We start from the raw sequence: 24,041 nt of genomic DNA, 5'->3' as shown, positions 1-24,041 counted from the left end.
GTTCAGCCGGTCACCGGCGAGACCGTGACGCAGCCGCCCGCAGTGACGAGACCCTCACCCTTGGCCTCCTTGATGACCTTGCCCTTGTGGGTGATCGAGCAGGTGACGTCGGCCCCGTCCTCGTCCAGGGTGATCGGCATGACGGCGGGCGGCATGATGCCGCGCAGCGTGACGGTCTTCCGCCACGGCAGCTTGGGTGACTTGACCGTCTCGATCTCCGGGTCCATGGCCTTGCCGCCGCCCGCGTGGAACTGGATCTCGTCCACGCTCGTGCCGGTGACCTCGTAGGTGACTTCGTACGTCTCGTCCACGGCCTTGTCCACCTGGTCGACGGTCTCGGAGCAGGCGCCGACGCCCACGGCGAGACCGAGGACGACGGCTGCGCAGAGGGCCGTCCGAACGTTGCGGATGGTGCGGACGTTGCGGATGTTACGGACGGTGCGGTTCATCAGCTGATCCCCCCGGATTCACAGGTCTGGAGTTCGCAGCGAATCGCAAAGCGCAGGTAAAGTCAAGTAGTGCGCGTGACGGTAAATCAGCAGGTCAGGATGATTGTCAGTGGTGCGTTCTACCGTCGTTCCCATGCTGCTATCTCACGGGGGAGAACCCTTGCGCACCGCTGACCCGGCTGCGCGCTGGACGGTGGAGCAGGTGCTGGCCCTGGCTCCTGACGACACGTCACGCAGGGCGGGGAGCAAGCTCGGTTCGGCCGGTCCGTGGTCGGTCGGCGGGTGTGACGGTTCGGGTGCGGTGTGGGGGCTGTGCAAGGGGAGCGGAAGCAAGCCGTATCAAACGGTGGTGGACACCACCGGCCCTGCGTACACGTGCAGTTGTCCCAGCCGGAAGTTCCCGTGCAAGCACGCACTGGGTCTGCTGCTGGTCTGGGCGTCCGGCGAATCGGCCCTGCCCGCCGGCGAGGTGCCGGACTGGGCCGGTGAGTGGCTGACGGGCCGACGCAAGCGTGCGGCGGACAAGGGGGAGAAGGGCGGGCCGGTTGCGCGCGGCGCCTCGGCCGCGGGCCCGGCCGACCCGGAGGCCGCCCGGCGGCGCGCCGAGCGCCGGGCCGGGCGGATCACCGGCGGTGCGCAGGAGCTGGAGCAGCGGCTGACGGATCTGCTGCGCGGCGGTCTGGCAGCGGCCGATCAGCCGGGGTACGGGCTGTGGGAGGAGACGGCAGCCCGCATGGTGGACGCCCAAGCTCCTGGGCTGGCCTCCCGTGTAAGGGAGTTGGGCTCCATCCCGGCATCCGGGCCGGGCTGGCCGGTGCGGCTGCTGGAGGAGTGCGCGCTGCTGCATCTGCTGGACAGCGCATGGCTGGGGATCGACCGGCTGCCGGAGCCGCTGGCGGCCACGGTCCGTACCCGCGTGGGGCTGACCGCCCCCGCCGAGGGCCCACCAATCCGCGACCACTGGCTGGTCCTCGCCCAGTACGACACCCCGGACGGCAAGATCGTCACGCGCCGCATCTGGCTGTACGGGAGTGACTCGGGCCGCACGGCTCTGCTGCTCTCCTTCGGGGCGGCCGGGCGCGCCCCTGGGCTGGCACTGCCGGTGGGCGTCACGATCGACGCCGAGATCACGCTCCATCCGGGCGCCGGCCGGCTACGGGCGGAGCTGGGCGGGCAGTTCGGTGTTCCGTCACCGATCGGTACGCCACCGCCGGGCGGTACGGCGGCGGCCGCGATCGGTGCGTACGGAGACGCCCTGCTGGACGATCCCTGGCTGGACGCCTGGCCGGTGACACTGCGCGAGGTCATACCCGTACCGTCCGGGGACGGCTGGCAGCTGGTCGATGCGGCGAGCGATGCGGCCTTGCCCGTCGCCCCTTCGGCGCTGTCCCGGCCCGGCCTGTGGAAGCTCGTCGCGCTCTCCGGCGGCTCGCCCATCACGGTCTTCGGCGAATGCGGCCACCGAGGATTCGACCCGCTCGCGGCCTGGTCCACGGACGCGGACGCGGGAGCTTGCGGAGTCGATGCCGACGGCGTCGGGATCAGCAGCGTCGACACGACGTCCGAGACCGTGCCGCTCATCTGACGTTGGATCCGAAGGGGGACCAATGCCTCGCACCGTCACACCCACGCCCTGGGAAGAGCTCGTCACCTCGGCGCTTCTCGGCACCGACCGCCGCCCGGCCGAGGGAGGCGGCGGACCGGACGGACTTCTGGACGCGGCGGCGCTCCACACCGTGCAACGCAGAGCGGGGCTGCTGCCCGCCTCCGCGGCCGCGCGGCCCGAGCCGGCGCCCGCCGACCCACGGCCGCCGCTGCCCCCGGCCGCGCGGCGCAGGCTCGCCCGGCTGCTCGCGGACCGGTCGGCACCGGGCGGCTCGGGCGGCCGGCGGGGTACGGCTCCTGATCTCACGGAGCTGATCCCCCAGTGGCTGGCCACCGCCAATCAGCACGGCTACCGGGCCCCGGCCGCGTTGCTCCCGCCCCTGCTGGACGCGGCCAGGTCCCGTACTGACCTGCGGCCGCAGGCCCTGGCCTTCGCCGGGCCGCGCGGGCTGTGGCTGGCCGGGCTGAACCCCGAGTGGAAGTTCGCGCTGCGCGGCTCGCCCGGCGGCTCGTTGCTGCCGGACGTCAGGGAGCCGGAAGCGGCCGCCCGGCTGTGGGAGGAGGGCCTGTTCGCCGAACGGGTCGCCCTGCTCGGGGCCGTACGGGCACACGATCCCGCTGAAGCGCTCGCGCTGCTCACCACCACATGGACCACCGAGCGCGCCGAGGACCGGCTGATGTTTCTCGACTCGCTGCGCACCGGACTGTCCGAAGTGGACGAGACCTTCCTGGAACAGGCGCTCTCCGACCGCAGTCGCAATGTCCGTTCGACTGCCGCCGAACTGCTGTCGGCGCTGCCGGAGTCGGCGTTCGCCGAGCGGATGGCGGGCCGCGCGATGTCCTGTGTGAGCCCGGACCTCACCGGCGACGAGGCCTCCGTCGCCGTGGAGGCCCCGCACGAATGCGATGCGTCGATGGAGCGCGACGGCGTGGTGGCGGTGCCGCCGTCCGGGCGGGGCGAACGGTCGTGGTGGCTCGGCCAGTTGGTGGAGGCGACCCCCCTGGCCACCTGGCCGGTGCGGTTCGGTGGCCGCGCCGCGCAGGAGATCGTCGGCCTGCCGGTGGCCGACGGCTGGGCCGAGGAACTGCACGCGGCATGGTGCCGGGCAGCAGTGCGACAGCGGGATCCGGAGTGGGCCCGCGCGCTGCTCGGCGCCCCGTCCGTCCCCCCGTCGAACGGCCCCGGTACGGCGTCGCTCGCCGAGCGGTCGAAACTGCTCGCCATACTTCCCGCAGCCGAACGGGCCGAATGGGTGGCCGACTTCATCGCGGCGCACGGACTGTCGGAGGCCTTCCAGTTGCTGGGGGTCTGCCCGACACCCTGGGCCGGACCACTCGGCCGCTCGGTCGTCGACGCCCTGGACATCGCCCGGGACGCGGGCAGCTACCCCTGGAGTTTCAGCGGCGTGATGGGCCTCGCCGAGCGCTGCCTGAACCCGGCCGAGGCGGACCGCCTGGAGGTCCTCACCACCACCCCGGACGAACCGGAAGACGCCTCACCGGGCGCGAACGGCTACTGGTCGGAGGCATTCCAACGACTGGTCTCCACGCTGCGGCTGCGCTCGGCGATGGACCTGGAACTGATACCGGGCTAAGACCGACCGGCACATGGGGGGGTGGGAGAAGGAGCGGGGCCGGGTGCGTGCAGCTGCAAGGCGGAGGAGGGAAGCAACGCGGAGCGCCGTTGACAGACGACAACGCCGGAAGGGGCCCCCTGGCCCTTAATGCCTTGGGGGAGTGCGTGCCCAGCCCCGCGACGCCGCCCCCCATGTGCCGGTCGGTCCAACGGGGATCGGCGGACTCCGGCCCGAGCGGAATCGGCAGGAACCGGGCGTCTGGGCGGGGGCCAGGTTCCCGGAGGGACCGGAGTGACCGGAGCCCGAGTGGGGCCGGATACCGAGAGCCGAGTGTCCGGCGGGGGCCTGCGGCCGGCCTCGGTCGCCCGGTCCCGGGTAAGCGGCACGGGCGTGCCGGGGGCCGGGGAGGCCAGGGAGGCCCAGGACGGGCCCGGGGACTCGGGGGCCAAGTGTCCGACAGGGGCCGGGACCCGGGGCGGGGCCGGGACCCGGGACGGGGCCGGGACTCGGCCGGCGGGGCCGGGACCCGGGGCGGGGCCGGGACCCAGCCGGCGGGGCCGGGACCCGGGGCGGGGCCGGGACCCAGCCGGCGGGGCCGGGCAGCGGCTCGGGCCCGGTGTCCGACGTGGCCAGTGGCTGATCCCAGGCACCCGGTCCCGGGCGCAGCCCGCAGAGTCGGCCGCAGGAAGTGACTCCGGGCAAGCAGCTCCAGGGGCAAGCGGCCCCCGCCGGCCACCCCCGCGCAGCCGTCACCCGGCACACCGCCGCAAGGCAGACGGGCCTGTCGGCCCGCTGCCTTGCGGCGGGGAGAGGTCAGGCTTCCGCGTGGTGGCGGACGTTCGCGTTGACCCAGTCGACGATCGACGCCGTCGTCGCACCCGGGGTGAAGATCTCCGCGACGCCCTGGTCCTTCAGCGGTGCGATGTCCGCCTCCGGGATGATGCCGCCGCCGAAGACCTTGATGTCCTCCGCCTCGCGCTCCTTCAGCAGCTCGATCACCTTGGCGAAGAGCGTGTTGTGCGCACCGGAGAGGATCGAGAGGCCGATCGCGTCGGCGTCCTCCTGGATCGCGGTGTCCACGATCTGCTCGGGCGTCTGGTGGAGCCCGGTGTAGATGACCTCCATACCGGCGTCGCGCAGCGCCCGCGCGATCACCTTGGCCCCGCGATCATGGCCGTCCAGGCCCGGCTTGGCCACCACCACACGGATCGGACCGGTCACACCCATCACTGCCTCCACATGCGTCTCCCGTGCCTGAAGGGCCAGGGATGTGAACGAACGTTATCGACAGCATCCCGCAACCCGCCGTTTCGCGGTGGACGGGGAGGGGGAAATCACACGTGGGACATGTTCACCGGGCGCCGTTCCCGCTTGACGCGGCACACCTGCCGTGCGGGACCGGCCGCCAGGGGAGCCGCCAAGAGGTCGCCGTACCACCGCGCTGCCAGCCGCGCGGCACGGTGGTACGGGCTGCCGATCGTTCGCCGGTCACCACCGGTGAGCAGGGGCCTGCGAATCGGAGCCGAACCCCGGCCGGATGGCCGGGGTTCGGCCGCCCGTACCTCCGCAACGGCATCCCATGAGGGCATACGGGGACCGGAGCCGCCTCCCCGCTTGCCGAAGCAGGAGGTCGGCCATGAAGGTCCTGCCTTTCCTTCCCCCATTGCTGCGCCGGCCGTGTCTGTGCCGCGCCCGGCTGCCATCCGCGCTGCTCAAGGCCACCGCACTCGAACTGGTGGTGCTCGCCGGGCATGTGCTCCTCTACCCCACCGGCATCGCCGGGGAGCGACGGCCCCCGCAGCGCCCGGCGGAACCGACCACCACACCCCCCACCGCCCCGGCCGGGACCTCCGCCCTCCCCGCCGAGGGCGGCGAGCCGCCGCCCGTCGTGCTCCTGCACGGCTTCATCGACAACCGCTCGGTCTTCGTCCTGCTCCGCCGCTCCCTCGCCCGGCACGGCCGGCGCCATCTGGAGTCACTCAACTACTCGCCGCTGACCTGCGACATCCGTACGGCGGCCGAGCTGCTCGGGCGGCACGTCGAGGAGATCTGCGCCCGCACCGGACACCACCGGGTAGACATCGTCGGGCACAGCCTCGGCGGCCTGATCGCCCGTTATTACGTACAGCGGCTGGGCGGTGACCAGCGGGTGCGCACCCTGGTCACCCTCGGCACACCGCACGGGGGCACGTCCGTCGCCCCACTGGCCAGCGCTCACCCCATCGTGCGCCAGATGCGTACAGGCTCCGCGCCGATCGAGGAACTGCGCAGGCCGGCGCCCGGCTGCCGCACCCGGTTCGTGAGCTTCTGGAGCGAGCTGGACCGGGTGATCGTCCCGGCCGAGGCGGCCTGTATCGACCATCCGGATCTCGACGCGTTGAACGTACGCGTCAGCGGCATCGGCCATCTCGCGCTCCCGGTGCACCCCACCGTCGCCGCCGCGGTCCGGCAGGCGCTGGAATCCCGCCAATCGGTGATCGAATCCACAGGAACCACAGGAACCACAGGAACAACAGGACCAACAGGAGCAGCAGGGGCCGCTTCGGTGGCTTGACCGGACCGGCCCGGCCTCACCGCACCCCGCCGGAGGGCCCAAAAATAGAACGCGTTTCGAACATAGAGCCAAGGCTGTGTGGACAGCCCGTCGAAAGACGGCCGATTGCCCGTTTCCTGAGCCGCCCGAGCCTGCCGAAGATTGTCGACGTCACGTACCGCCGGGTACAGTCGCGCCCACTGCTCCCCCTGGGATCCCTCCGTCGGACCCCAGACCACAGGTCCTGCTGCCGAGGCGAGAGAGAAGTTGGTGAACGACCAGCACCCCCACGCCGGGTACGCCGGATACGACAGCCAGGCCACCGGCAGCTTCGACAGCGACCCGCTCTTCGGCTCCCTTCCCGGCAGCTACGACGGCACGTACGGCAGCGGCTACGAGACCGGCCATGCCGGGTACAGCGGCCAGTACGACTCCACGCAGTGGGACACGGGTGCACACCCCACCACCTCGTACGACGCCTACGCCCCGTACGCAGCGGAGTCCCAGCAGTACGCCGCAGGCCCCACGTACGACACCACAGCCACCTGGACGCCCGGAGCCGACTACGGCACGGCAGCGGCCACGGCCGACGCCGCTACCGCCACCTTCGCCGAAATTCCGGCCCAGGGCGGCGCCCCGGACACCACGGGCCAGTGGGACACCAACGGCTGGCACCAGACCGGCCAGTGGGCGACGACCGACACGGCCGCGCACGACACCGGCGCGTACGACGCCACCGCCTGGAACACCGGCGCCACGCCCGAGCAGGAACAGCAGACCGCGCAAACCGCGCAGATGTTGCACGAGGCTCCGGCGACACACGAGGCATACGAAGCACAAGAGGCGCACGAGGCGCACCAGTCGTACGATCCCTATGCCGACCAGGGCTCCTTCGACCCCTACGAGCCCCAGCGCACCGCCGAGTTCAGCCTCCCGGAGACGGGGGCGAAGACGGAGACGGGGGCGGAGGCCGACTTCGACACCGACGTGCGCGAAGCCGCCGCCGACGACACGGCCGACGCCGCGCCAGACACCCACCGCCCCATCGGACGCCCCGCCACCCGCAGCGGTGGCGGCGGCAGTCGCAGTCGGCGGCGTTCCCCCGCAAAGCGTTCCGCGCTCCTCACCGTCGCCATTCCCTCCGCCTGCGTGATGAGCGTGGCCGGTATCGCCGCGGCTTCCGTCAGCGGACTGGGCGACGAGGACAAGAAGGACAACAACACCACAATGGCGGCCGCCGACCCCGGCTCCGTCAAGCCGGTCGCCGCCAACAACAAGCTGGACACCCAGCTCGCCAACCTCAGCGCCGACGCGGAGAACTTCGCCGACCGCGCCAGCCGCACCCAGGAACGCATCGACCTGAGGGAGCGGCAGGCCGCCGAGAAGAAGAAGCGCGAGGAAGAGGCCGCCCGCAAGGAGGCGCTGCGCCCCAAATTCCTCCTGCCGGTCGCGCGGCACGGCCTCAGCGCGTACTTCGGCCAGGCGGGCGTCAACTGGATGTCCGTGCACACGGGCATCGACTTCCCCGTCTCGTACGGCACGCCCGTGATGGCCGCGACCGACGGCACCGTACGCACCCAGCTGAACAGCGCCTACGGGAACATGGCCATCGTCACCATGGCCGACGGCACCGAGACCTGGTACTGCCACCTCAGCAGCACCAGGATCCGCTCCGGCCCGGTGAAGGCCGGCGATGTGATCGCGTACTCCGGGGATTCGGGGAACTCCACCGGCCCGCACCTGCACTTCGAGGTACGGCCCGGGGGCGGAGCGGCAATAAACCCGCTGCCCTGGCTCCGCAGCCACGGCCTCGACCCGACCTGAGCCACCCGGCGGCCGGTGCAACTGCCCGGCCGCCCACCCGGCTACCGCACTACAGCTTCTCGACCGGCGCGTACCGCAGCAGCAGCTTCTTCGGCCGCTCGTCCCCGAAGTCGACCGTCGCCTTCGCCTGGTCGCCGACACCCTCGACCGCCGTGACCGTGCCGAGCCCGAACTGGTCGTGCGTGACCCGGTCCCCGACCACCAGCGTGACCGTCGGCTTGTCCGAGGTGCGCCGGGTCGCGAAGCCCGAGGGGCCCGACCGGGCCCGCGACGAGGACAGCGACGACGTGATCCCCGACGTCGGTCCGGCCGGGGCCGCCATCGGCCCTGTCCGCTTCCACTCCAGGTGCTGGTCCGGGATCTCCTCCAGGAATCGCGACGGCGGGTTGTACGAGGGCTGCCCCCACGCGCTGCGCATCGCCGCCCGGGTCAGATAGAGCCGCTCGCGGGCCCGGGTGATCCCGACGTACGCGAGCCGCCGCTCCTCCTCCAGCTCCTTCACCTGTCCCAGCGCGCGCATGTGCGGGAAGACGCCGTCCTCCATGCCGGTCAGGAAGACCACCGGGAATTCGAGGCCCTTCGCGGTGTGCAGCGTCATCAGCGTGATGACGCCGGAGCCGTCCTCGTCCTCGTCGGGGATCTGGTCGGAGTCGGCGACGAGCGCGACCTTCTCCAGGAACTCGGCGAGTGTGCCCGTGCCCTCCTCGCCGGACTCACCCCGCTCCTGCTCGAATTCGAGGGCGACGGCGGCGAGTTCCTGAAGGTTCTCGATGCGGGTCTCGTCCTGCGGGTCGGTGGATGCCTGGAGCTCGGCGAGGTAGCCGGTGCGCTCCAGCACTGCCTCCAGAACCACCGCCGGGCCCGCGCCGGACTCGACGATCGTGCGCAGCTCCTCCATCAGCGTGTTGAACCGCTTGACGGCGTTTGCCGACCGGGCCGCCATGCCGTACGCCTCGTCGACCCGGCGCAGCGCCTGCGGGAAGGTGATCTTCTCGCGCATGGAGAGCGCGTCGATCATCGCCTCGGCACGGTCGCCGATGCCGCGCTTGGGAACATTGAGGATGCGGCGCAGCGGGACGGTGTCCTCGGGGTTGGCGAGGACCCGGAGGTAGGCCAGGACGTCCCGGACCTCCTTGCGCTCGTAGAAGCGCACGCCGCCGACGACCTTGTAGGGCAGTCCGACGCGGATGAAGATCTCTTCGAAGACACGGGACTGCGCGTTCGTACGGTAGAAGATCGCGACGTCGCCCGCCTTGGCGTCGCCCGCGTCGGTCAGCCGGTCGATCTCGTCGGCGACGAACTGCGCCTCGTCGTGCTCGGTGTCGGCGACGTAGCCGGTGATCCGGGCGCCTGTGCCGGCGTTCGTCCAGAGGTTCTTGGGGCGGCGGCTCTCGTTGCGCTCGATGACCGCGTTGGCAGCGGACAGGATCGTCTGCGTGGAGCGGTAGTTCTGCTCCAGGAGGATCGTGGTCGCGTTCGGGTAGTCCTCCTCGAACTGGAGGATGTTGCGGATGGTCGCGCCACGGAAGGCGTAGATCGACTGGTCCGCGTCACCGACGACGCACAACTCGGCGGGGGCGTCACCCTCGCCGGCCGGGCCGACGAGTTCGCGCACGAGGGTGTACTGGGCGTGGTTGGTGTCCTGGTACTCGTCGACAAGGACGTGCCGGAAGCGGCGGCGGTAGTGCTCGGCGACATCGGGGAACGCCTGGAGCAGATGGACCGTCGTCATGATGATGTCGTCGAAGTCCAGCGCGTTGGCCTCGCGCAGCCGGGACTGGTACATCGCGTAGGCCTGGGCGAGGGTCTTCTCGAAGCCGTCCGCGGCCTGCCCGGCGAAGGTCTCCTCGTCGATCAGCTCGTTCTTCAGGTTGGAGACCTTGGCCGTGAACGACTTCGGCGGGAAGCGCTTCGGGTCGAGCTCGAGGTCGCGGCAGACGAGAGCCATCAGCCGCTTGGAGTCGGCGGCGTCGTAGATCGAGAACGACGAGGTGAAGCCGAGCTTCTTCGACTCACGGCGCAGGATGCGTACGCACGCGCTGTGGAAGGTCATGACCCACATGGCGTTGGCGCGCGGTCCGACGAGCTGCTCGACGCGCTCCTTCATCTCGCCCGCGGCCTTGTTGGTGAAGGTGATCGCCAGGATCTGGCCGGGGTGCACCCCGCGCTCGGCGAGGAGGTGGGCGATCCGGTGGGTCAGCACCCGGGTCTTTCCGGAGCCCGCCCCGGCGACGATGAGCAGCGGGGAGCCCGCGTGGACCACGGCGGCGCGCTGCTCGGTGTTCAGCCCGTCGAGGAGCGCTGCGGAGTCGATGACGGGGCGGTGCGCGCCGTCGCGGTAGTACGCGTCCCTGGGCGGCGGGGGCCCGTCGAATACGCCCGCGAAGAGGTCCTCCGGCACCGCTTCGGGTGCGGAGTCCTCGGGGGGCGGCGGGGGCTCTTCCTCCGAGTGCTGGAGGCCGGCCAGGAAGCTGTCGTCAAAGAGGCTGCTCATCGCTTGTCGAGTCTAGGCCGCCGCAACGACACACGACGGCCGCATGACGAACCGGACCCGACGGCCGGGCACACAAAGGCAGCGGTCACCCACTCCACGTAAGCGAATACGGGCCCTCGTCGGCCCTTGCCGCCCCCACTTCAGCAAGGTCACGAAAACGTATCGGGCATATCGAACATCGACCTTCACAGCAGCACCACGGGTTGGCTAGCGTGCCCGACCGGGCGGCCCGTACCCCCTGAGGCGAACCACGCCGAGCGGGCGCCCACGCCGAATCCGGCCTGCCCTCACGGGAGTTCGGAACCGGGGACCCACACGCAGCACCGGGGTGAATCGGTCCTTGTCCCCCACTCGGACCGTAGGGCAGCCTTCCGTTCCGCCCGAACCCGACAGCTAACCCGGTAGGCGGTCCACGGAAGGAGATGCCGGCCTTGGCATCACATCGCAAACCGCGCACCCGGGTGCGCACCACCACACCGGCCGTGGGGCTCACCACGGCGGCACTGGCGTCCGTGACCCTGCTCTCCGCACAGAGCGCCACGGCCGCCCCCGCCCCGAAGCCCAGCATCGAGGACGTCCAGAAGAAGGTCGACGACCTCTACCGGCAGGCGGGCACCGCGACCCAGCAGTACAACCGGGCGAAGGAAGCCTCCGCCACCCAGCGCGCCAAGGCCGACGCCCTGCTGGAGGACGTGGCGAAGCGCGCCGACAAGCTCAACGACGCCCGCAGGACGCTCGGCGCCTACGCGGCCGCACAGTACCGCACCGGCTCCATCGCACCGAGCGCCACCTTCTTCCTGGCCGACGACCCGCAGGCGTACTTCGACCAGAGCCGGCTGATGAGCCGGATGACCGGTCAGCAGCAGAAGGCGGTCACGGACTTCCGCACGCAGCAGGCCAAGGCGTCGAGGAAGCGTGCCGAAGCGGTGCGGAGCCTGGAGACACTGACCTCGGCACAGACCACGCTGCGCACCAGTAAGCAGAACGTCCAGAAGAAGCTGGGAGAGGCACGCGCGATGCTGTCGAAGCTGACCGCCGAGGAAAAGGCGCGGCTCGCGGCGCTGGAGCGCAAGAAGGAGGCGGAGGCCGAGCGCAAGGCACAGGAGCTGGCGCGGCAGCAGGCCGCCGCCAGGGCGGAGGCGGACCGCAAGGCCGCGGAAGCAGCGAAGGGGGCGGAATCCGGCAGCGGTACGGGCACGGGCACCGGAACCGGCTCGGGCAGCAGCGCCACCACCAAGGCGGAGAAGGCCCTCGCCTTCGCCGCGGCCCAGATCGGCAAGCCGTATGCATGGGGCGCGACGGGCCCGTCCTCGTACGACTGCTCCGGGCTCACTCAGGCCGCCTGGAAGGCCGCGGGCGTCGGCCTCCCGCGCACCACCTGGGACCAGGTGAAGACAGGCACCCGGATCGCGACGGCCGATCTGCAGCCGGGCGACCTCGTCTTCTTCTACGACGACATCAGCCACGTCGGCATCTACAAGGGCGACGGAATGATGATCCACGCGCCGAAGCCGGGGGCGAATGTGCGCGAGGAGTCGATCTACTACATGCCGATCCACGGCAGCGTGCGCCCGTCGTAGCGGCTCACGCCCCTGGACCGACCGGCAAATGGGGGGTGGGTGAAGGAGCGGGGCTGGGTGCGTGCAGCTGCAAGGCGGAGGAGGGAGTCAATGCGAAGGGGGTCCCCCATGCCTTCAGGGCCCTTCAGGGCTATGGGGGAGTTGGTGACTGACGACAACGCTGGAGGGGGTCCCCCTGGCCCTTAAGGCTTAAGGCCTTGGGGGAGTGCGTGCCCAGCTCCGCGACGCCCCCCATGTGCCGGTCGGTCTTATGCCTTCACCTGCCGGACGGGCTTGGATTCCACGCCCGCCCGGCAGCGTGGGCGGCACGGACCGGCTCAGGTCCAGAGCGTGGCGATGAAGATGTTGGCGAGCGTCAGCCCGCCCACCGCCGCGAAGGCGCCCTTGTCGACCTTCTCCTCGTCCCGCTTGATGTAGACGAGCGCGAGGATCACGACCAGGAGCAGCAGCTTGACGCCGATCTTGATGTTGTTCACCTGGTGGTCGTCGGCCTGGTTGAGCCCGACCAGCGCGACACCGGTGACCAGCATCGTCAGCGCGCCGTGCAGCATCGCCGGGACGAACCGGGCCGCGCCCGTGCCCATCGCCTTCATCTGGGTCAGGAAACCGCCCAGCAGAGAGGCGATACCGATGATGTGCAGGGCGACGAAGACATTGATGAGTACGTCCATGGGTCCGCAGCCTAGCCCCGGCCATATCACCATCCCGCAGGCGGGTGCGACTTCCTGGCACTTCACTCGCGTCTGCACCAATTGCCTGACTCTGGTGTAATTTTTCCGATCAATCCACGACAATGCCGCGCCAACTTCGACCAATAGGCGTCATTACGACTCTTCCCCGCGCCCCGGGTTTAGCGTCCTGACCAGGTGACCGGCTTCACCGCCGCTCCGTACCCGGACGGCAGACCGGTCACCCCGCCGAGACGTCCGGCGGCGGGCCACTCCCCCTGTTGGTGACCCGCCGCCGGGCCTCGGGCGGGCCCGCCGGTAGTCCCCGACGGGCAGTCGCCAGGAAGGACGCACGCCCCCGTGGCAGCGCACCGGAAACCCAAGCAGCGCCCGTACACCGGCTCTGCTGCCCGCACCGCAGCCACCCTCGCCATCGCCGGGGCCGCCACCGCTGCCGCTCTGCCAGGCTCCGCACACGCCGATCCCCAGCTCACCCCCGCCCAGGTCAGGGCGGAGGTGGACCGGCTGTACCACGACGCGGAAGTCGCCACCGAGCAGTACAACGGCGCGAAGGAGAAGGCGTCCGCCGCCACCGATGCCGTCGACACCCTGCGTGACGAGGCGGCCCGCAGGACCGAGCGTCTCAACGCCTCGCGCAGCGCACTGGGTTCACTCGCCGCCGCGCAGTACCGCACCGGCGGCCTGGACCCGGCCGTACAGCTGGCGCTCTCCTCCGACCCCGACCAGTACCTGGAGCGGGCCTCGTACGTGGACCGGATCGGCGACCGCCAGGCCGCCGAGGTCGACGGGGTCGAGCGGCAGGTCGCCCGGATCGCCCAGCTGCGCTCGCAGGCCAAGGGAAAGCTGGCTGCGCTGGCATCCCGCCAGGCCGAGCTGAAGAAGCACAAGGCGACGATCAAAACCAAACTGGCCGACGCGCAGCGGCTCCTCGCCACCCTGTCCCCGGCCGAGCGCGCCGCCTACGAGAGCTCGGACAGCGCGCGCTCCGCCGACCGTGCCGACCGCAGCACCGCACGCAATCCCGTCCAGGCTCCCAACGCCCGTGCCGCCGAGGCCATCGCGTTCGCGTACGGGGCGCTCGGAAAGCCGTACGTCTGGGGCGCGACCGGCCCGTCCTCGTTCGACTGCTCCGGGCTCACCCAGGCCGCATGGCGCTCCGCCGGTGTCTCGCTCCCCCGGACCACGTACACCCAGATCAACGCCGGACAGCACATCTCGCGCTCCGAACTCGCCCCGGGCGACCTGGTGTTCTTCTACTCCGGCGTCAGCCACGTCGGGCTCTACATCGGCAACGGCCAGATGATCCACGCCCCGCGCCCGGGAGCACCGGTCCGGATCGCGCCGATCGACCAGATGCCCTTCGCCGGAGCGACCCGGGTGGCATAGGCTCCCGACTTCTGATCAACCGGCCGGAGGACAAACGCACATGCCCATGGATCTCGATGTCCAGACCCATGCCCGTACGCTCGCCCTGCGCTCCCCCGACCATCTCCGGGTCGGCCCCTTCACCGTGCGGTACACCCCGAACTGGTCGACCAAGTACGCCAATTACGCGATACCCGACCGGGACGCCGAGCCGACGGCGGAGGACCTCGACGCCCTGATCGCGGCGTTCCGCGAGTACGGCCGGATGCCGCGGCTGGAGTTTCTGCCCGGCTGGGCACCCGCGGTCGAACCCGCGCTGCTCGCCGCCGGGTTCACCGTCGAGAACCGGGCCCCGATCCTGGCCTGTGCCCCGGGCGACCTGCTGCCGCCGAAGCCGGTGGACTCCCTCACGATCGCCGAACCGGTCACCGCCGCCGAGTTCGACGCCGCCGCGCTCGTCCAGCACCACGGATACGGCGGGACCGGCGAGCCCGAGGGCGGCGAGGCTGCCTGGCTGCGCGCGGCGGCCGGGGGCGGCGGGGTCGCGGCCCTCGCCACGGTCGACGGCGTCCCGGCGGGCGCGGGCGGCTGCTCGGTCCCGGTCGACGGCCTCACCGAACTGGCCGGCCTCGCCGTCGCCGGTACCTTCCGCCGCCGCGGCATCGGCGCCGCGCTGAGTGCCCACCTGACCGCGACCGCCTTCGAGCGGGGTTGCCGGGTGGTGTGGCTGGAGCCGGCCGACGCGGATGTGGAGCGGATCTACGCGGGGATCGGCTACCGCCGGGTCGGCGAGAAGCTGAACATCTCGCTCGGCCCCGACCTTGCGGCCGGCTGACTCAGACCAGCCGCCGAGCCGTCGCCCACCGGGTCAGCTCGTGCCGGTTCGACAGCTGGAGCTTGCGCAGCACCGCCGAGACATGCGACTCGACCGTCTTCACCGAGATGAACAGCTGCTTGGCGATCTCCTTGTACGCGTAGCCGCGGGCGATCAGCCGGAGCACCTCGCGCTCGCGCTGCGTCAGCCGGTCCAGGTCCTCGTCGACCGGCGGCGCGTCCGTGGAGGCGAAGGCGTCGAGGACGAAGCCGGCCAGCCGGGGCGAGAACACCGCGTCGCCGTCCTGGACCCGGAAGACCGAGTCGACCAGGTCGGTGCCGGTGATGGTCTTCGTGACATAGCCGCGGGCGCCACCACGGATGACGCCGATGACGTCCTCGGCGGCGTCCGAGACGGACAGCGCCAGGAACCGCACCGGGTTCTCGGCGGCGCCCATCAGCGGGGCGCAGCGGCGCAGCACCTCGACGCCGCCGCCGCCGGGCAGATGGACGTCGAGGAGGACGACCTCGGGGCGGGTCGCCGTGATGACAGTGACCGCCTGGTCGACATCGGCGGCCTCGCCGACCACCTCGACGCCCGTCTCCTCGGTGCGGCCGATCTCGGCCTGGACGCCGGTGCGGAACATCCGGTGGTCGTCGACGAGCACGACCCGTACCCGGCGCTCCGGGCCCCCTGTCGCCTCAGTTGTCTCCAGCATCGCTCGCCCTCTCCATCTCCAGCTCGACTTCCGTGCCCCCGCCGGGCACCGAACGCAGCCGCGCCGTACCGCCGTTGCGCTGCATCCGGCCGATGATTGATTCTCGTACGCCCATTCTGTCCCCCGGTACGGAATCCAGATCGAATCCCGGGCCCCGGTCGCGTACCGAGACGAAGACCGTGCGGCCCTCGACCTCGGCGTAGACCTGCACGGCGCCGCCCTCGCCACCGTACTTGGCGGCGTTGACCATCGCCTCGCGTGCGGCCTGCATCTGCGCGACCAGTTTCTCGTCCAGCGGGCAGTCGCCGACTACGACGACCTCCAGCGGAACGCCGTGCTTGTCCTCGACCTCGGCGGCGGCGCGCTTGACCGCCTCGGCAAGGGTCTCGGGTTCGTCGTCCTCGTCCTTGCCGGTGCCCTCGGGGTTGTACAGCCAGTTGCGCAGTTCGCGCTCCTGGGCGCGGGCCAGTCTGCGGACCTCGCCCGCGTCCTCCGCGTTGCGCTGGATCAGGGTGAGGGTGTGCAGCACCGAGTCATGGACATGGGCGGCGACCTCGGCGCGCTCCTGGGCCCTGATGCGCATCGTGCGTTCCTCGGAGAGGTCCTGGGTCATGCGTACGAGGTAGGGGCCGGCCAGCAGCGCGATGCCGGTGAGGACGGCGATCGCGGCGGTCAGGACGTTGCCGAGCTGGGCCGCGGACCCGCGTACCACCATGAAGACGGCCAGGCCCAGGCCGACCAGGGCCACCCCGGCAAGCCCCCGGGCCAGATGCAGCACCCGGCGGCGGCTGCCGACCTCCATCCAGCGGGCGCGCCTGGCGTTGTCGGCCTGCCGCCACACCAGTACGGAACCTGCGCCGATCAGCAGCGTGGGCCAGATGTAGCGGTCGGCCTTGCTGCCCATGTCGACGTTGCCGACGAAGATGATGGCGCCGATGAACAGCGCGATGAGGGCGAAGACCTGACCCCTGTCGGGTTTGCGGAGCCGGCGTCTGCCGTCCGGGGCGGTCTCGAAGACGGAGCGCGGCGCCTCCACGCCACCGACACCGAGCGGGACGACGATCCAGAACACGGCGTAGAGCAGCGCGCCGAGGCCGTCCGCGAAGAACAGACCGAGGAAGACGAACCGCACCCAGGCGACGGGCAGCCCGAGATGCCCGGCGAGACCGCGCGCGACGCCCCCGAGCAGCCGTCCGTCGGCGCTGCGGTACAGCTTGCGCAGCGGCGGCTCCTCCGGGTCGGCGTTGAGAGAGCTCGTTGCTCGGGGCGTGGCGGCTGGCATGACCCGATCGTCACATGTCCGAACGGGCGACGGCATCAGGGGCCGCCCCCGACTCGACCCTGAGAGTGCGCGGGGGCGCCTCCGGCAGGAGCCGCCGGACCGGTGCCGGATCGCCTCCCCCAGGGGACCGCCGGGCCAATATCAGGGATCGGCCAGGGTCGGTGCGGGTCCCGGACGGGCGCCCGGCCCGTCACCATGGAGCCATGACCGTTCCCCAGGACGCCTCCCCCGGCGCCGCACCGCCCCCCGGACCGGGACCGCAGCTGCGCCGCAGCCCGCGGCACAAAGTCGTGGCCGGGGTGTGCGGCGGTCTCGGCCGGTACTGCGACGTCGATCCGGTGATCTTCCGGATCGTGCTCGGTGTGCTGTCCGTCACCGGCGGCATCGGACTGATCTTCTACGGCTTCGCCTGGCTGCTGATCCCCCTGGAGGGCGAGGACGAGAACGAGGCGCGCCGGCTGCTGTCCGGCCGCGTGGAGGGTGCGTCGCTGATCGCGGTGCTGCTCGCACTGATCGGCTGCGGGCTGTTGCTCTCCATGCTGGGCAACGGCGGCACGCTGGCGTTCTCCGCGATGCTGTCGCTCGCGGTCGTCGGCTTCGCCGTCTGGACCCAGAACCGCAGGACGGCGGCGCCCGAGGACCCGCTGCATCCGGCGACCGCGCAAGCGGTGGCGGACGCGCCGCCCGAGGTGAAGGCTCCGCCGTCGCCGGGCAGCCCGTCGTGGTGGCGGGATCCGATCATCAAGGACGGCACCTCGGGCCCGGTGGGCCCCGGCTATCTGTGGGGTCCGGCCGATGCGGCGCTCGACGGCCGGGCGGTACGCCCCCGGGGGGCGACGCCCCAGGACCCGTTCCGCGCGCCCCCACAGGAGGCCGGCACCCGGGGTCCGGCCTCGATCGGTGGTCTCGTGTTCCTGTTCGCGCTGATCGCGGGCGGTCTGGGCACGGGGCTGAGCTGGGACTCCCAGCCGTTCGGCACGAGTCTGCAGTTCGGTCTGGCCGGTGCGCTCGCGGTGTTCGGGCTCGGGATGCTGGTCAGCGCGTTCCTCGGGCGGACCGGGTTCGGCACGGTCATGCTGTCGATGACCACGGCGGCCCTGCTGGCGGGCGCGTCCGCGCTGCCGAAGGACATCACCACCCAATGGGTGCGCGAGGGCTGGCGGCCGGCCTCGGTGGCAGCGGTGCGGCCGCACTACGAACTGGGCTCCGGGGTGGCACGGCTGGACCTCACCGAGATCACGGTCCCCCGGGGCGACACCGTCCGTACGGGGGTGAACGTCGGGGCGGGCCGCGCGGTCGTCGTCGTACCGAAGGCGGTGACGGTGAAGGTGGACGCGCGGGCGGGCCTCGGCGACATCACACTGCCGGTCAGCCGGACGAGCGACGCGTCGGACAGCCGGCAGCGCAATGTGGACGTCAACCCGTCGCAGCAGGAGCACAGGACGCTTCCGCCGCCCCCGGGCAGCAAACCGGCCGGCACGGTCGAGCTCACTCTCGAAGTCGGCATCGGACAGGTGGAGGTCACCCGTGCTGCGTCATGAGATCCGTCCGGGGCGGGCGGTGGCGGGCCTGGTCATGCTCGCTCTGGCAGCGGGATACGCGGCGGACGCCGCGGGGGTCTGGGACGCCCCGTGGGTCTTCTTCTTCCCGCTGTTCTTCGGCGGCCTCTGGCTGGCCGCCACCGCGACCTGGGTGAATTACACCATCCGTCGCCGTCGTGACGCGCGAAAGGCGTCCGCGGAGAACGCCGCGGCCCCGCCGAGCAGCAGCGGCAGCCAGGCCATGAGGTAGGCCAGGTCGTTGCCGAAGTAGTACGGATCGACCTGCCAGCTCACGGTCAGCCACAGGCTCAGCGAGATCAGCGCCCCGCCGAGCGCGGCGAGCCGTGCCCACAGCCCGATGAGGGTGCCGATGCCGACGGCGAGTTCACCGATGGCGATGGCGTACCCGAAGGCGCCGGGGCTCTTCAGCGCGAGGTCGACGAGGGCCGGGATCGCGGACGAGTCGCGTACCGCGTGCATCGTCTCGCCGATGGAGCCGGCACCGCTCGCGCGGAAGAAGGAACTGTCCATCAGTTTGTCGAGCCCGGCGTAGATGAAGGTGAGACCGAGAAAGATCCGCAGCGGCAGCAGGGCATGCTCCCGCGCCAGCTCCTTGAGCCCTCTCGGCTCACCCAGACCGCGTACGTTCGTGCCATAACTCTGAATGTCCTGCATGTGACTGCACCGCCTTCCGTAGACCCGTCAACAGACCATACGTACGCTGTGGACGCCCGGCTCACCCGGTGGGGCGTCCGGTCGGCGGGTATCCGTCACCCCACGGCCGGGCACGGGTTGCTGCAGTCAGTCCGTCACATCGATCTCGACCCGGTTCGTCTCCACCCCGGCAGCGGTCACGACCTGTACCTCCACCAGCCCCGGTTCCACCTCCACCGGTACCGGCACGGTGAGCACGTTGTCGGTCGGGTTGGCGAAGCCGCCGGTCACCGGGATCAGCGGCACATGCACATGGACCCGGCCGATCCGGACGACCATGCGGGCCAGCCGGTCCGGCGCCCCGGCACCGGGCGGCACGAAGCCCGCACCGCGGATCTCGATGTCGTCACCGGTACGGATCGGCGCGTCCAGATCCCCGGCCTCCCGGGCCCGGATCACCGAGAGAACCACAGGACGCCCGCCCTCCGCGTACTTCCCGGCGAAGTACGCGAGCGCCGAGACGGTGACCAGCAGCGCCAGGCCCCAGGGCAGGTCGGGCAGCTGCTCGGGCCTGCGGGCGAGGCGGACCGCGGCGAACAGTACGGCGACGGTGCTCACCAGCACGTACTGCACATCCGTGAAGCTGCCCCGCCCGGAGTCGTCGGTGAGCAGATCGGCGGCGCGCGGCCGGTCGGCCCGCAGCTTCTGCAGCCGCCCGGACAGCGCCCGTACGGTCACCACCCGGCGCACGACCACGGCGACGGCGCACACCAGCGCGAGCACGGTCACCACCCCGGCGCCCCTGGCCAGATCCAGCCCCTCGATCAGTTCGTCGCGCTCGGCGTGGCCGGAGGCGCCCGCCAGCTGGAGCGCCAGCACGAGTACGGAGAAGACAGCGAGCAGCACCCAGGACGCGGCGACCGCCCGGGAGGTGGAGAGCCGGTTGTCCTCGCCGATCAGCGGGGCGAGGAGGCCGCCGCGGGCCCGGTGGACATGGGCGGCGCCGGTGAGCAGGCCCGCGGTGACGAGTCCGGCGACCAGTCCGGCCGTACGAGCGTTGGTCCAGCCCGCACCGATGGCGGTGGCGGCCTCGGCGACGACCAGCACGGCGACGCTTGCCCACACCGTGATCAGGGTGCGCCGCCACACCCGGTACAGCCAGGCGTCGCCCGCCTCCCGGCCCCGTTCGGCGACGGTCCTGGCGGACTGGGTCAGCTCGTCCGAGACCCACTGGCGGGTCGCGGAGGCGGACTGGGCGACCCCCGGCGGCAATCCCTGACCTGCGGCGAGTTCGTCCCGCTTGGCCAGGAAGGCAGCCACCGCACGCCGATGGCCCTCGCGCGCCCCGTGCGGGCAGTCGCCGCACGTACAGCCGCCGCCGTGCGTGCTGCTCGCCCTCGCCTCGTCCAACGCCACGGAGAACGCCGCCCTTTCAAGCCCAGGTCCAGCCAACTCGGCTGCGATTGCTGCGAATTGTGCCGTACGGAAGGGCTCGGGCCCGCATCGGGGCGGCCCGTCGGCGCGTATCGTCAGAATGTGCGACCGATCCGGCGCCACAGTGGCTGGTAGTTGATCCAGGCCACCAGGTCGCTGCCCAGCTGCTCACGGGTGGTGACCGCGTCCCGGTGCTCGATCAGCACCGGCTCTCCGGCCGCCCGTGCGGCCAGCTGCACCTGACAGGAGCGCTCGAGCGCGATGAACCACCAGGCGGCCGCGTCCACCGAGTCGCCGACGGTCAGCAGTCCGTGGTTGCGCAGCACGATCGCCTTGTGGCCGCCGAGCGCGGCGGCGATCCGGCGCCCTTCCTCCTCGTCCACGACAACTCCGGTGTACCCGCCGTACAGGACGTGGTCCTCGTAGAAGGCACAGGATTCCTGGGTGATCGGTTCGATGAGCTCGCCGAGCGCGGACAGGGCCCGTCCGTGCACGGAGTGGGTGTGCGCGACGGCGACGACATCCGGGCGGGCCCGGTGCACCTGCGCATGAACGGCGAACGCCGCCTGATTGACGTGGTGCCGCCCCTCGACGACCTGCCCTTCCCCGTTGACCAGGATCAGCTCGTCCGGCGCGAGCCCGTCGAAGGGGGCCCCGAAGGGGTTGACCCAGAAGCAGTTGGTGAACTCCGGGTCCCGCGCGGTGATGTGACCGGAGACACCGTCCTCGTACCCGTACTCCCCGAACAGCCTGAGCGCCCCGGCCAGCCGTTCCTTGCGGTACGCGCGCTCGTCCGCCACCGACTCGTGGACGGGCGGCATCGCGAAGTGGAGCTGGTCCACAGGTATGGGTGTGGGCTCGGGCATGGCGACTCCTCGGGGCTCCCAGGGCGTACGGGGATCGGAAGTTACCGCCGGTTGTCGCAGGTGGCCAGAGGCATCGGGACTCGATTCGGGCACGGGTCCGGGTACGCGACGATGCCGCCGCCCAGGTGAATGAGCGACGGCATCGGCGTCGACCGGGTGTCAGGCAGGGCCCGTCGGGAAGGTCACTCCCACTCGATGGTGCCCGGCGGCTTGCTCGTCACGTCGAGCACGACGCGGTTGACGTCGGCGACCTCGTTGGTGATACGGGTCGAGATCTTGGCGAGCGTCTCGTACGGCAGACGCGACCAGTCGGCCGTCATGGCGTCCTCGGAGGAGACCGGGCGCAGGACGATCGGGTGACCGTAGGTGCGGCCGTCGCCCTGGACGCCGACCGAGCGGACATCGGCGAGCAGGACCACCGGGCACTGCCAGATGTCGCGGTCCAGGCCGGCCGCCGTCAGCTCCTCGCGGGCGATGGCATCGGCCTCGCGGAGCAGGTCGAGCCGCTCCTTGGTGACCTCGCCGACGATACGGATGCCGAGACCCGGGCCGGGGAACGGCTGGCGCTGGACGATCTCCTCCGGCAGGCCGAGCTCCTGGCCGACCATCCGGACCTCGTCCTTGAACAGCTGGCGCAGCGGCTCGACGAGCTGGAACTCGATGTCGTCGGGAAGGCCACCGACATTGTGGTGGGACTTGATGTTGGCGGTGCCGGTGCCGCCGCCGGACTCGACGACGTCCGGGTAGAGCGTGCCCTGGACGAGGAACGCGACGTCCTCGCCGGCCGCGCCCGCCTCGGCGACGAGCTCGGCCTGGGCCTGCTCGAAGACGCGGATGAACTCGCGGCCGATGATCTTCCGCTTCTGCTCGGGGTCGGAGACCCCGGCCAGCGCGTTCAGGAAGCGCTCCTCGGCTTCGACGACCTTCAGCTGGACGCCGGTGGCGGCCACGAAGTCCTTCTCGACCTGCTCGGTCTCGTCCTTGCGCATCAGGCCGTGGTCGACATACACGCAGGTCAGCTGCGAGCCGATGGCCTTCTGCACGAGGGCTGCGGCGACTGCGGAGTCCACGCCGCCGGACAGGCCGCAGATGGCGCGCTTGGTGCCGACCTGCTCGCGGATCAGCGCGATCTGCTCCTCGACCACATTGGTCGTGGTCCAGGTCGGCTCGATGCCGGCGCCGCGGTAGAGGAAGTGCTCCAGGACCTGCTGACCGTGCGTGGAGTGCAGGACCTCGGGGTGGTACTGGACGCCGTAGAGCTTCTTCTCGTCGTTCTCGAAGGCGGCGACCGGTACGACGTCCGTGGACGCGGTGACGGTGAAGCCCTCGGGGGCGGCGGAGCAGGCGTCGCCGTGCGACATCCAGACCGACTGCTCGGCGGGGGTGCCCTCGAAGAGCGTGGAGCCGGCCTTGGAGACGGTGAGCGGGGTGCGGCCGTACTCACGGGCACCGTTGTCGTCGACGGTGCCACCGAGCGTGGTGGCCATCAGCTGGAAGCCGTAGCACATGCCGAAGACCGGAACCCCGGCCTCGAAGATTGCACGGTCGAGGGAGGGTGCACCCTCCGCGTACACGGAGGAGGGGCCGCCGGACAGGATGATCGCCCGGGGGTTCTTGGCCAGCATCTCGGCCACCGGCATCGTGGACGGGACGATCTCGCTGTAGACCCGGGCCTCACGGACGCGTCGGGCGATGAGCTGGGCGTACTGCGCCCCGAAGTCGACAACGAGAACCACGTCGGTGGCGATGTCGGGGGCGGCGGCGGGGGGTGCTGCTGGCACGGGGCTGCCTTCCGGCGGTGAAAGGGGGTCGGTTTTGTCGATTCTACCGGGGTTGCGGAGGCGGCCGTCGTCACGCCCGGACCGGGCTGCGGGAAGCGCGGGCCCCGGGCCGGGGCCGGGCGGTGTCTCAGCATCCGGGCCCCGTGTTGGCCCGCCCGCACAGGCAGGGCCATACTGAGGTTCATGCGACAGCACACGACCTTCGTCTTTACCTATGGCATCCGGCCCGCCGGCTGCCATGGTCGTGCTGCTTGATCCACTGACAAGCAACGTTCCAGGCGCCCCGGGCCGAAAGGCCCGGGGCGTTCTGGCGTTCCGGACCGGTCGGGATTCGGGGGCCGCACCCCACGAGGAGTCACCACCATGACCAGCACCGCCCCTGTGAAGAGCAGCAGCGCGAAGACCACCGCCGAGAAGACCGGCGCGCACACCCATGAGGCCGCCGCGCTGATCGACAACGCGAGGTCCCGCATCGACGCCCTCGACGACCGGATCATCGGACTCGTCCAGGAGCGGATGGCCATCTCCGCGGTCATCCAGGAGGCCCGGATCACCTCCGGCGGCCGCCGGATCAACCTCTCGCGCGAGATGGAGATCCTCGGCCAGTACCGGGACGCGCTCGGCAAGCCCGGCACCTCCCTCGCCATGACGCTGCTCGAGCTCTGCCGCGGCCGGGCCTGACATCCCACGGGCAGGGGGTGTCCGGGCGTATCCCAGTTCGGGCCGACTCTCACCCGTACGGCGCGTGACCGGGTTCGCCGTGGCTTCGTTGGTCCCGGTGTCCGTGCCAGCCAGGGGCGGCTTTGGAAAGAAACCACGCGTGGCTCCGCTGGAG

General features: G+C 71.2%; 19 protein-coding genes and 1 riboswitch. Of the genes, 9 read left to right on the top strand and 10 right to left on the bottom strand.

Annotated features, from left to right (window positions below; genetic code table 11):
- Positions 1-2: 2 nt before the first annotated feature.
- Positions 3-449 carry an MmpS family transport accessory protein gene (locus ACIPEK_RS18970; protein ID WP_401997234.1) on the bottom strand — a complete coding sequence of 149 codons (447 nt, stop codon included), beginning with the start codon at positions 447-449 and terminating at the stop codon, positions 3-5.
- A 133-nt stretch (positions 450-582) separates the two neighbouring features.
- Here ACIPEK_RS18970 and ACIPEK_RS18965 point away from each other — a divergent pair, with 133 nt between their 5' ends.
- Together ACIPEK_RS18965 and ACIPEK_RS18960 are read left to right on the top strand one after the other, a co-directional pair.
- Complete coding sequence (locus ACIPEK_RS18965; RefSeq protein WP_401997231.1) at positions 583-2,034, top strand: SWIM zinc finger family protein; 1,452 nt, start codon at positions 583-585, stop codon at positions 2,032-2,034.
- 22 nt (positions 2,035-2,056) lie between these two features.
- Positions 2,057-3,649 carry a DUF5691 domain-containing protein gene (locus tag ACIPEK_RS18960; protein WP_401997228.1) on the top strand — a complete coding sequence of 531 codons (1,593 nt, stop codon included), beginning with the start codon at positions 2,057-2,059 and terminating at the stop codon, positions 3,647-3,649.
- A gap of 795 nt (positions 3,650-4,444) precedes the next feature.
- Here ACIPEK_RS18960 and ACIPEK_RS18955 read toward each other — a convergent pair.
- On the bottom strand, positions 4,445-4,858 hold the full coding sequence (locus ACIPEK_RS18955) for a cobalamin B12-binding domain-containing protein (protein WP_093899677.1): 414 nt from the start codon (positions 4,856-4,858) through the stop codon (positions 4,445-4,447).
- 409 nt (positions 4,859-5,267) lie between these two features.
- On the opposite strand from ACIPEK_RS18955, the gene ACIPEK_RS18950 reads away from it, so the two are divergent.
- Both ACIPEK_RS18950 and ACIPEK_RS18945 read left to right on the top strand, forming a co-directional pair.
- Positions 5,268-6,185 carry an esterase/lipase family protein gene (locus ACIPEK_RS18950; RefSeq protein WP_401997225.1) on the top strand — a complete coding sequence of 306 codons (918 nt, stop codon included), beginning with the start codon at positions 5,268-5,270 and terminating at the stop codon, positions 6,183-6,185.
- A 249-nt stretch (positions 6,186-6,434) separates the two neighbouring features.
- Positions 6,435-7,988 (top strand): M23 family metallopeptidase, encoded by a 1,554-nt coding sequence (locus ACIPEK_RS18945; RefSeq protein WP_401997223.1) that lies wholly within the window; start codon positions 6,435-6,437, stop codon positions 7,986-7,988.
- A 49-nt stretch (positions 7,989-8,037) separates the two neighbouring features.
- On the opposite strand, the gene pcrA is transcribed toward ACIPEK_RS18945, so the two are convergent.
- Complete coding sequence (gene pcrA / locus ACIPEK_RS18940) at positions 8,038-10,482, bottom strand: DNA helicase PcrA (RefSeq protein ID WP_401997220.1); 2,445 nt, start codon at positions 10,480-10,482, stop codon at positions 8,038-8,040.
- Between the two features lie 258 nt (positions 10,483-10,740).
- Positions 10,741-10,906: riboswitch (cyclic di-AMP (ydaO/yuaA leader) on the top strand.
- Here pcrA and ACIPEK_RS18935 point away from each other — a divergent pair.
- A complete protein-coding gene (locus tag ACIPEK_RS18935; RefSeq protein WP_401997217.1) occupies positions 10,905-12,062 on the top strand; it encodes an NlpC/P60 family protein in 1,158 nt (385 codons plus the stop codon). (Overlaps the previous riboswitch by 2 nt.)
- Positions 12,063-12,379: 317 nt before the next feature.
- On the opposite strand, the gene ACIPEK_RS18930 is transcribed toward ACIPEK_RS18935, so the two are convergent.
- Positions 12,380-12,733: a hypothetical protein gene (locus ACIPEK_RS18930; RefSeq protein ID WP_383075880.1), complete on the bottom strand. Its 354-nt coding sequence runs from the start codon at positions 12,731-12,733 to the stop codon at positions 12,380-12,382.
- Positions 12,734-13,090: 357 nt separating this feature from the next.
- Here ACIPEK_RS18930 and ACIPEK_RS18925 point away from each other — a divergent pair, with 357 nt between their 5' ends.
- On the top strand, positions 13,091-14,137 hold the full coding sequence (locus tag ACIPEK_RS18925) for an NlpC/P60 family protein (RefSeq protein ID WP_401997214.1): 1,047 nt from the start codon (positions 13,091-13,093) through the stop codon (positions 14,135-14,137).
- A 40-nt stretch (positions 14,138-14,177) separates the two neighbouring features.
- Positions 14,178-14,951: a GNAT family N-acetyltransferase gene (locus tag ACIPEK_RS18920; RefSeq protein WP_401997211.1), complete on the top strand. Its 774-nt coding sequence runs from the start codon at positions 14,178-14,180 to the stop codon at positions 14,949-14,951.
- A 1-nt stretch (position 14,952) separates the two neighbouring features.
- On the opposite strand, the gene ACIPEK_RS18915 is transcribed toward ACIPEK_RS18920, so the two are convergent.
- Positions 14,953-15,648, bottom strand: coding sequence for a LuxR C-terminal-related transcriptional regulator (locus ACIPEK_RS18915; RefSeq protein ID WP_383075885.1), 696 nt, complete (start codon positions 15,646-15,648; stop codon positions 14,953-14,955).
- The gene (locus tag ACIPEK_RS18910) at positions 15,632-16,930 is read right to left on the bottom strand and encodes a PspC domain-containing protein (RefSeq protein ID WP_401997208.1); all 1,299 of its coding nucleotides are present in this window, start codon (positions 16,928-16,930) and stop codon (positions 15,632-15,634) included. Before ACIPEK_RS18910 ends, ACIPEK_RS18915 begins: the two co-directional genes overlap by 17 nt.
- 203 nt (positions 16,931-17,133) lie before the next feature.
- On the opposite strand from ACIPEK_RS18910, the gene ACIPEK_RS18905 reads away from it, so the two are divergent.
- Positions 17,134-18,471, top strand: coding sequence for a PspC domain-containing protein (locus ACIPEK_RS18905; RefSeq protein ID WP_401997205.1), 1,338 nt, complete (start codon positions 17,134-17,136; stop codon positions 18,469-18,471).
- A 156-nt stretch (positions 18,472-18,627) separates the two neighbouring features.
- On the opposite strand, the gene ACIPEK_RS18900 is transcribed toward ACIPEK_RS18905, so the two are convergent.
- From ACIPEK_RS18900 to guaA, 4 genes are all read right to left on the bottom strand, one after another.
- Positions 18,628-19,146, bottom strand: coding sequence for a DoxX family protein (locus tag ACIPEK_RS18900; protein ID WP_401997202.1), 519 nt, complete (start codon positions 19,144-19,146; stop codon positions 18,628-18,630).
- A 126-nt stretch (positions 19,147-19,272) separates the two neighbouring features.
- Entirely contained in the window at positions 19,273-20,541 is a 1,269-nt protein-coding gene (locus ACIPEK_RS18895) for a hypothetical protein (protein WP_401997199.1), read from the bottom strand.
- 113 nt (positions 20,542-20,654) lie between these two features.
- The gene (locus ACIPEK_RS18890) at positions 20,655-21,425 is read right to left on the bottom strand and encodes a class II aldolase/adducin family protein (protein WP_401997196.1); all 771 of its coding nucleotides are present in this window, start codon (positions 21,423-21,425) and stop codon (positions 20,655-20,657) included.
- 182 nt (positions 21,426-21,607) lie between these two features.
- The gene (gene guaA / locus ACIPEK_RS18885) at positions 21,608-23,206 is read right to left on the bottom strand and encodes a glutamine-hydrolyzing GMP synthase (protein ID WP_401997193.1); all 1,599 of its coding nucleotides are present in this window, start codon (positions 23,204-23,206) and stop codon (positions 21,608-21,610) included.
- A 363-nt stretch (positions 23,207-23,569) separates the two neighbouring features.
- Between guaA and ACIPEK_RS18880 the strand changes: the two genes are divergently transcribed.
- Complete coding sequence (locus ACIPEK_RS18880; RefSeq protein WP_401997190.1) at positions 23,570-23,887, top strand: chorismate mutase; 318 nt, start codon at positions 23,570-23,572, stop codon at positions 23,885-23,887.
- The last annotated feature ends 154 nt before the right edge of the window (positions 23,888-24,041 follow it).

This window comes from Streptomyces sp. NPDC088246 (assembly GCF_044741025.1).
Lineage (GTDB): Bacteria > Actinomycetota > Actinomycetes > Streptomycetales > Streptomycetaceae > Streptomyces.
This window is presented reverse-complemented; position numbering and strand designations above follow the sequence as displayed.

Excerpts from the sequence above, each read along its gene's own strand:
- ACIPEK_RS18965 (WP_401997231.1), top strand. The coding sequence starts at position 583 with ATGCTGCTATCTCACGGGGGAGAACCCTTGCGCACCGCTGACCCGGCT.
- ACIPEK_RS18915 (WP_383075885.1), bottom strand. The coding sequence starts at position 15,648 with ATGCTGGAGACAACTGAGGCGACAGGGGGCCCGGAGCGCCGGGTACGG.
- ACIPEK_RS18935 (WP_401997217.1), top strand. The coding sequence starts at position 10,905 with ATGCCGGCCTTGGCATCACATCGCAAACCGCGCACCCGGGTGCGCACC.
- ACIPEK_RS18890 (WP_401997196.1), bottom strand. The coding sequence starts at position 21,425 with ATGCCCGAGCCCACACCCATACCTGTGGACCAGCTCCACTTCGCGATG.
- ACIPEK_RS18910 (WP_401997208.1), bottom strand. The coding sequence starts at position 16,930 with ATGCCAGCCGCCACGCCCCGAGCAACGAGCTCTCTCAACGCCGACCCG.
- ACIPEK_RS18880 (WP_401997190.1), top strand. The coding sequence starts at position 23,570 with ATGACCAGCACCGCCCCTGTGAAGAGCAGCAGCGCGAAGACCACCGCC.
- ACIPEK_RS18960 (WP_401997228.1), top strand. The coding sequence starts at position 2,057 with ATGCCTCGCACCGTCACACCCACGCCCTGGGAAGAGCTCGTCACCTCG.
- ACIPEK_RS18970 (WP_401997234.1), bottom strand. The coding sequence starts at position 449 with ATGAACCGCACCGTCCGTAACATCCGCAACGTCCGCACCATCCGCAAC.
- ACIPEK_RS18905 (WP_401997205.1), top strand. The coding sequence starts at position 17,134 with ATGACCGTTCCCCAGGACGCCTCCCCCGGCGCCGCACCGCCCCCCGGA.
- ACIPEK_RS18920 (WP_401997211.1), top strand. The coding sequence starts at position 14,178 with ATGCCCATGGATCTCGATGTCCAGACCCATGCCCGTACGCTCGCCCTG.
- ACIPEK_RS18900 (WP_401997202.1), bottom strand. The coding sequence starts at position 19,146 with ATGCAGGACATTCAGAGTTATGGCACGAACGTACGCGGTCTGGGTGAG.
- ACIPEK_RS18950 (WP_401997225.1), top strand. The coding sequence starts at position 5,268 with ATGAAGGTCCTGCCTTTCCTTCCCCCATTGCTGCGCCGGCCGTGTCTG.
- ACIPEK_RS18955 (WP_093899677.1), bottom strand. The coding sequence starts at position 4,858 with ATGGGTGTGACCGGTCCGATCCGTGTGGTGGTGGCCAAGCCGGGCCTG.
- ACIPEK_RS18930 (WP_383075880.1), bottom strand. The coding sequence starts at position 12,733 with ATGGACGTACTCATCAATGTCTTCGTCGCCCTGCACATCATCGGTATC.
- pcrA (WP_401997220.1), bottom strand. The coding sequence starts at position 10,482 with ATGAGCAGCCTCTTTGACGACAGCTTCCTGGCCGGCCTCCAGCACTCG.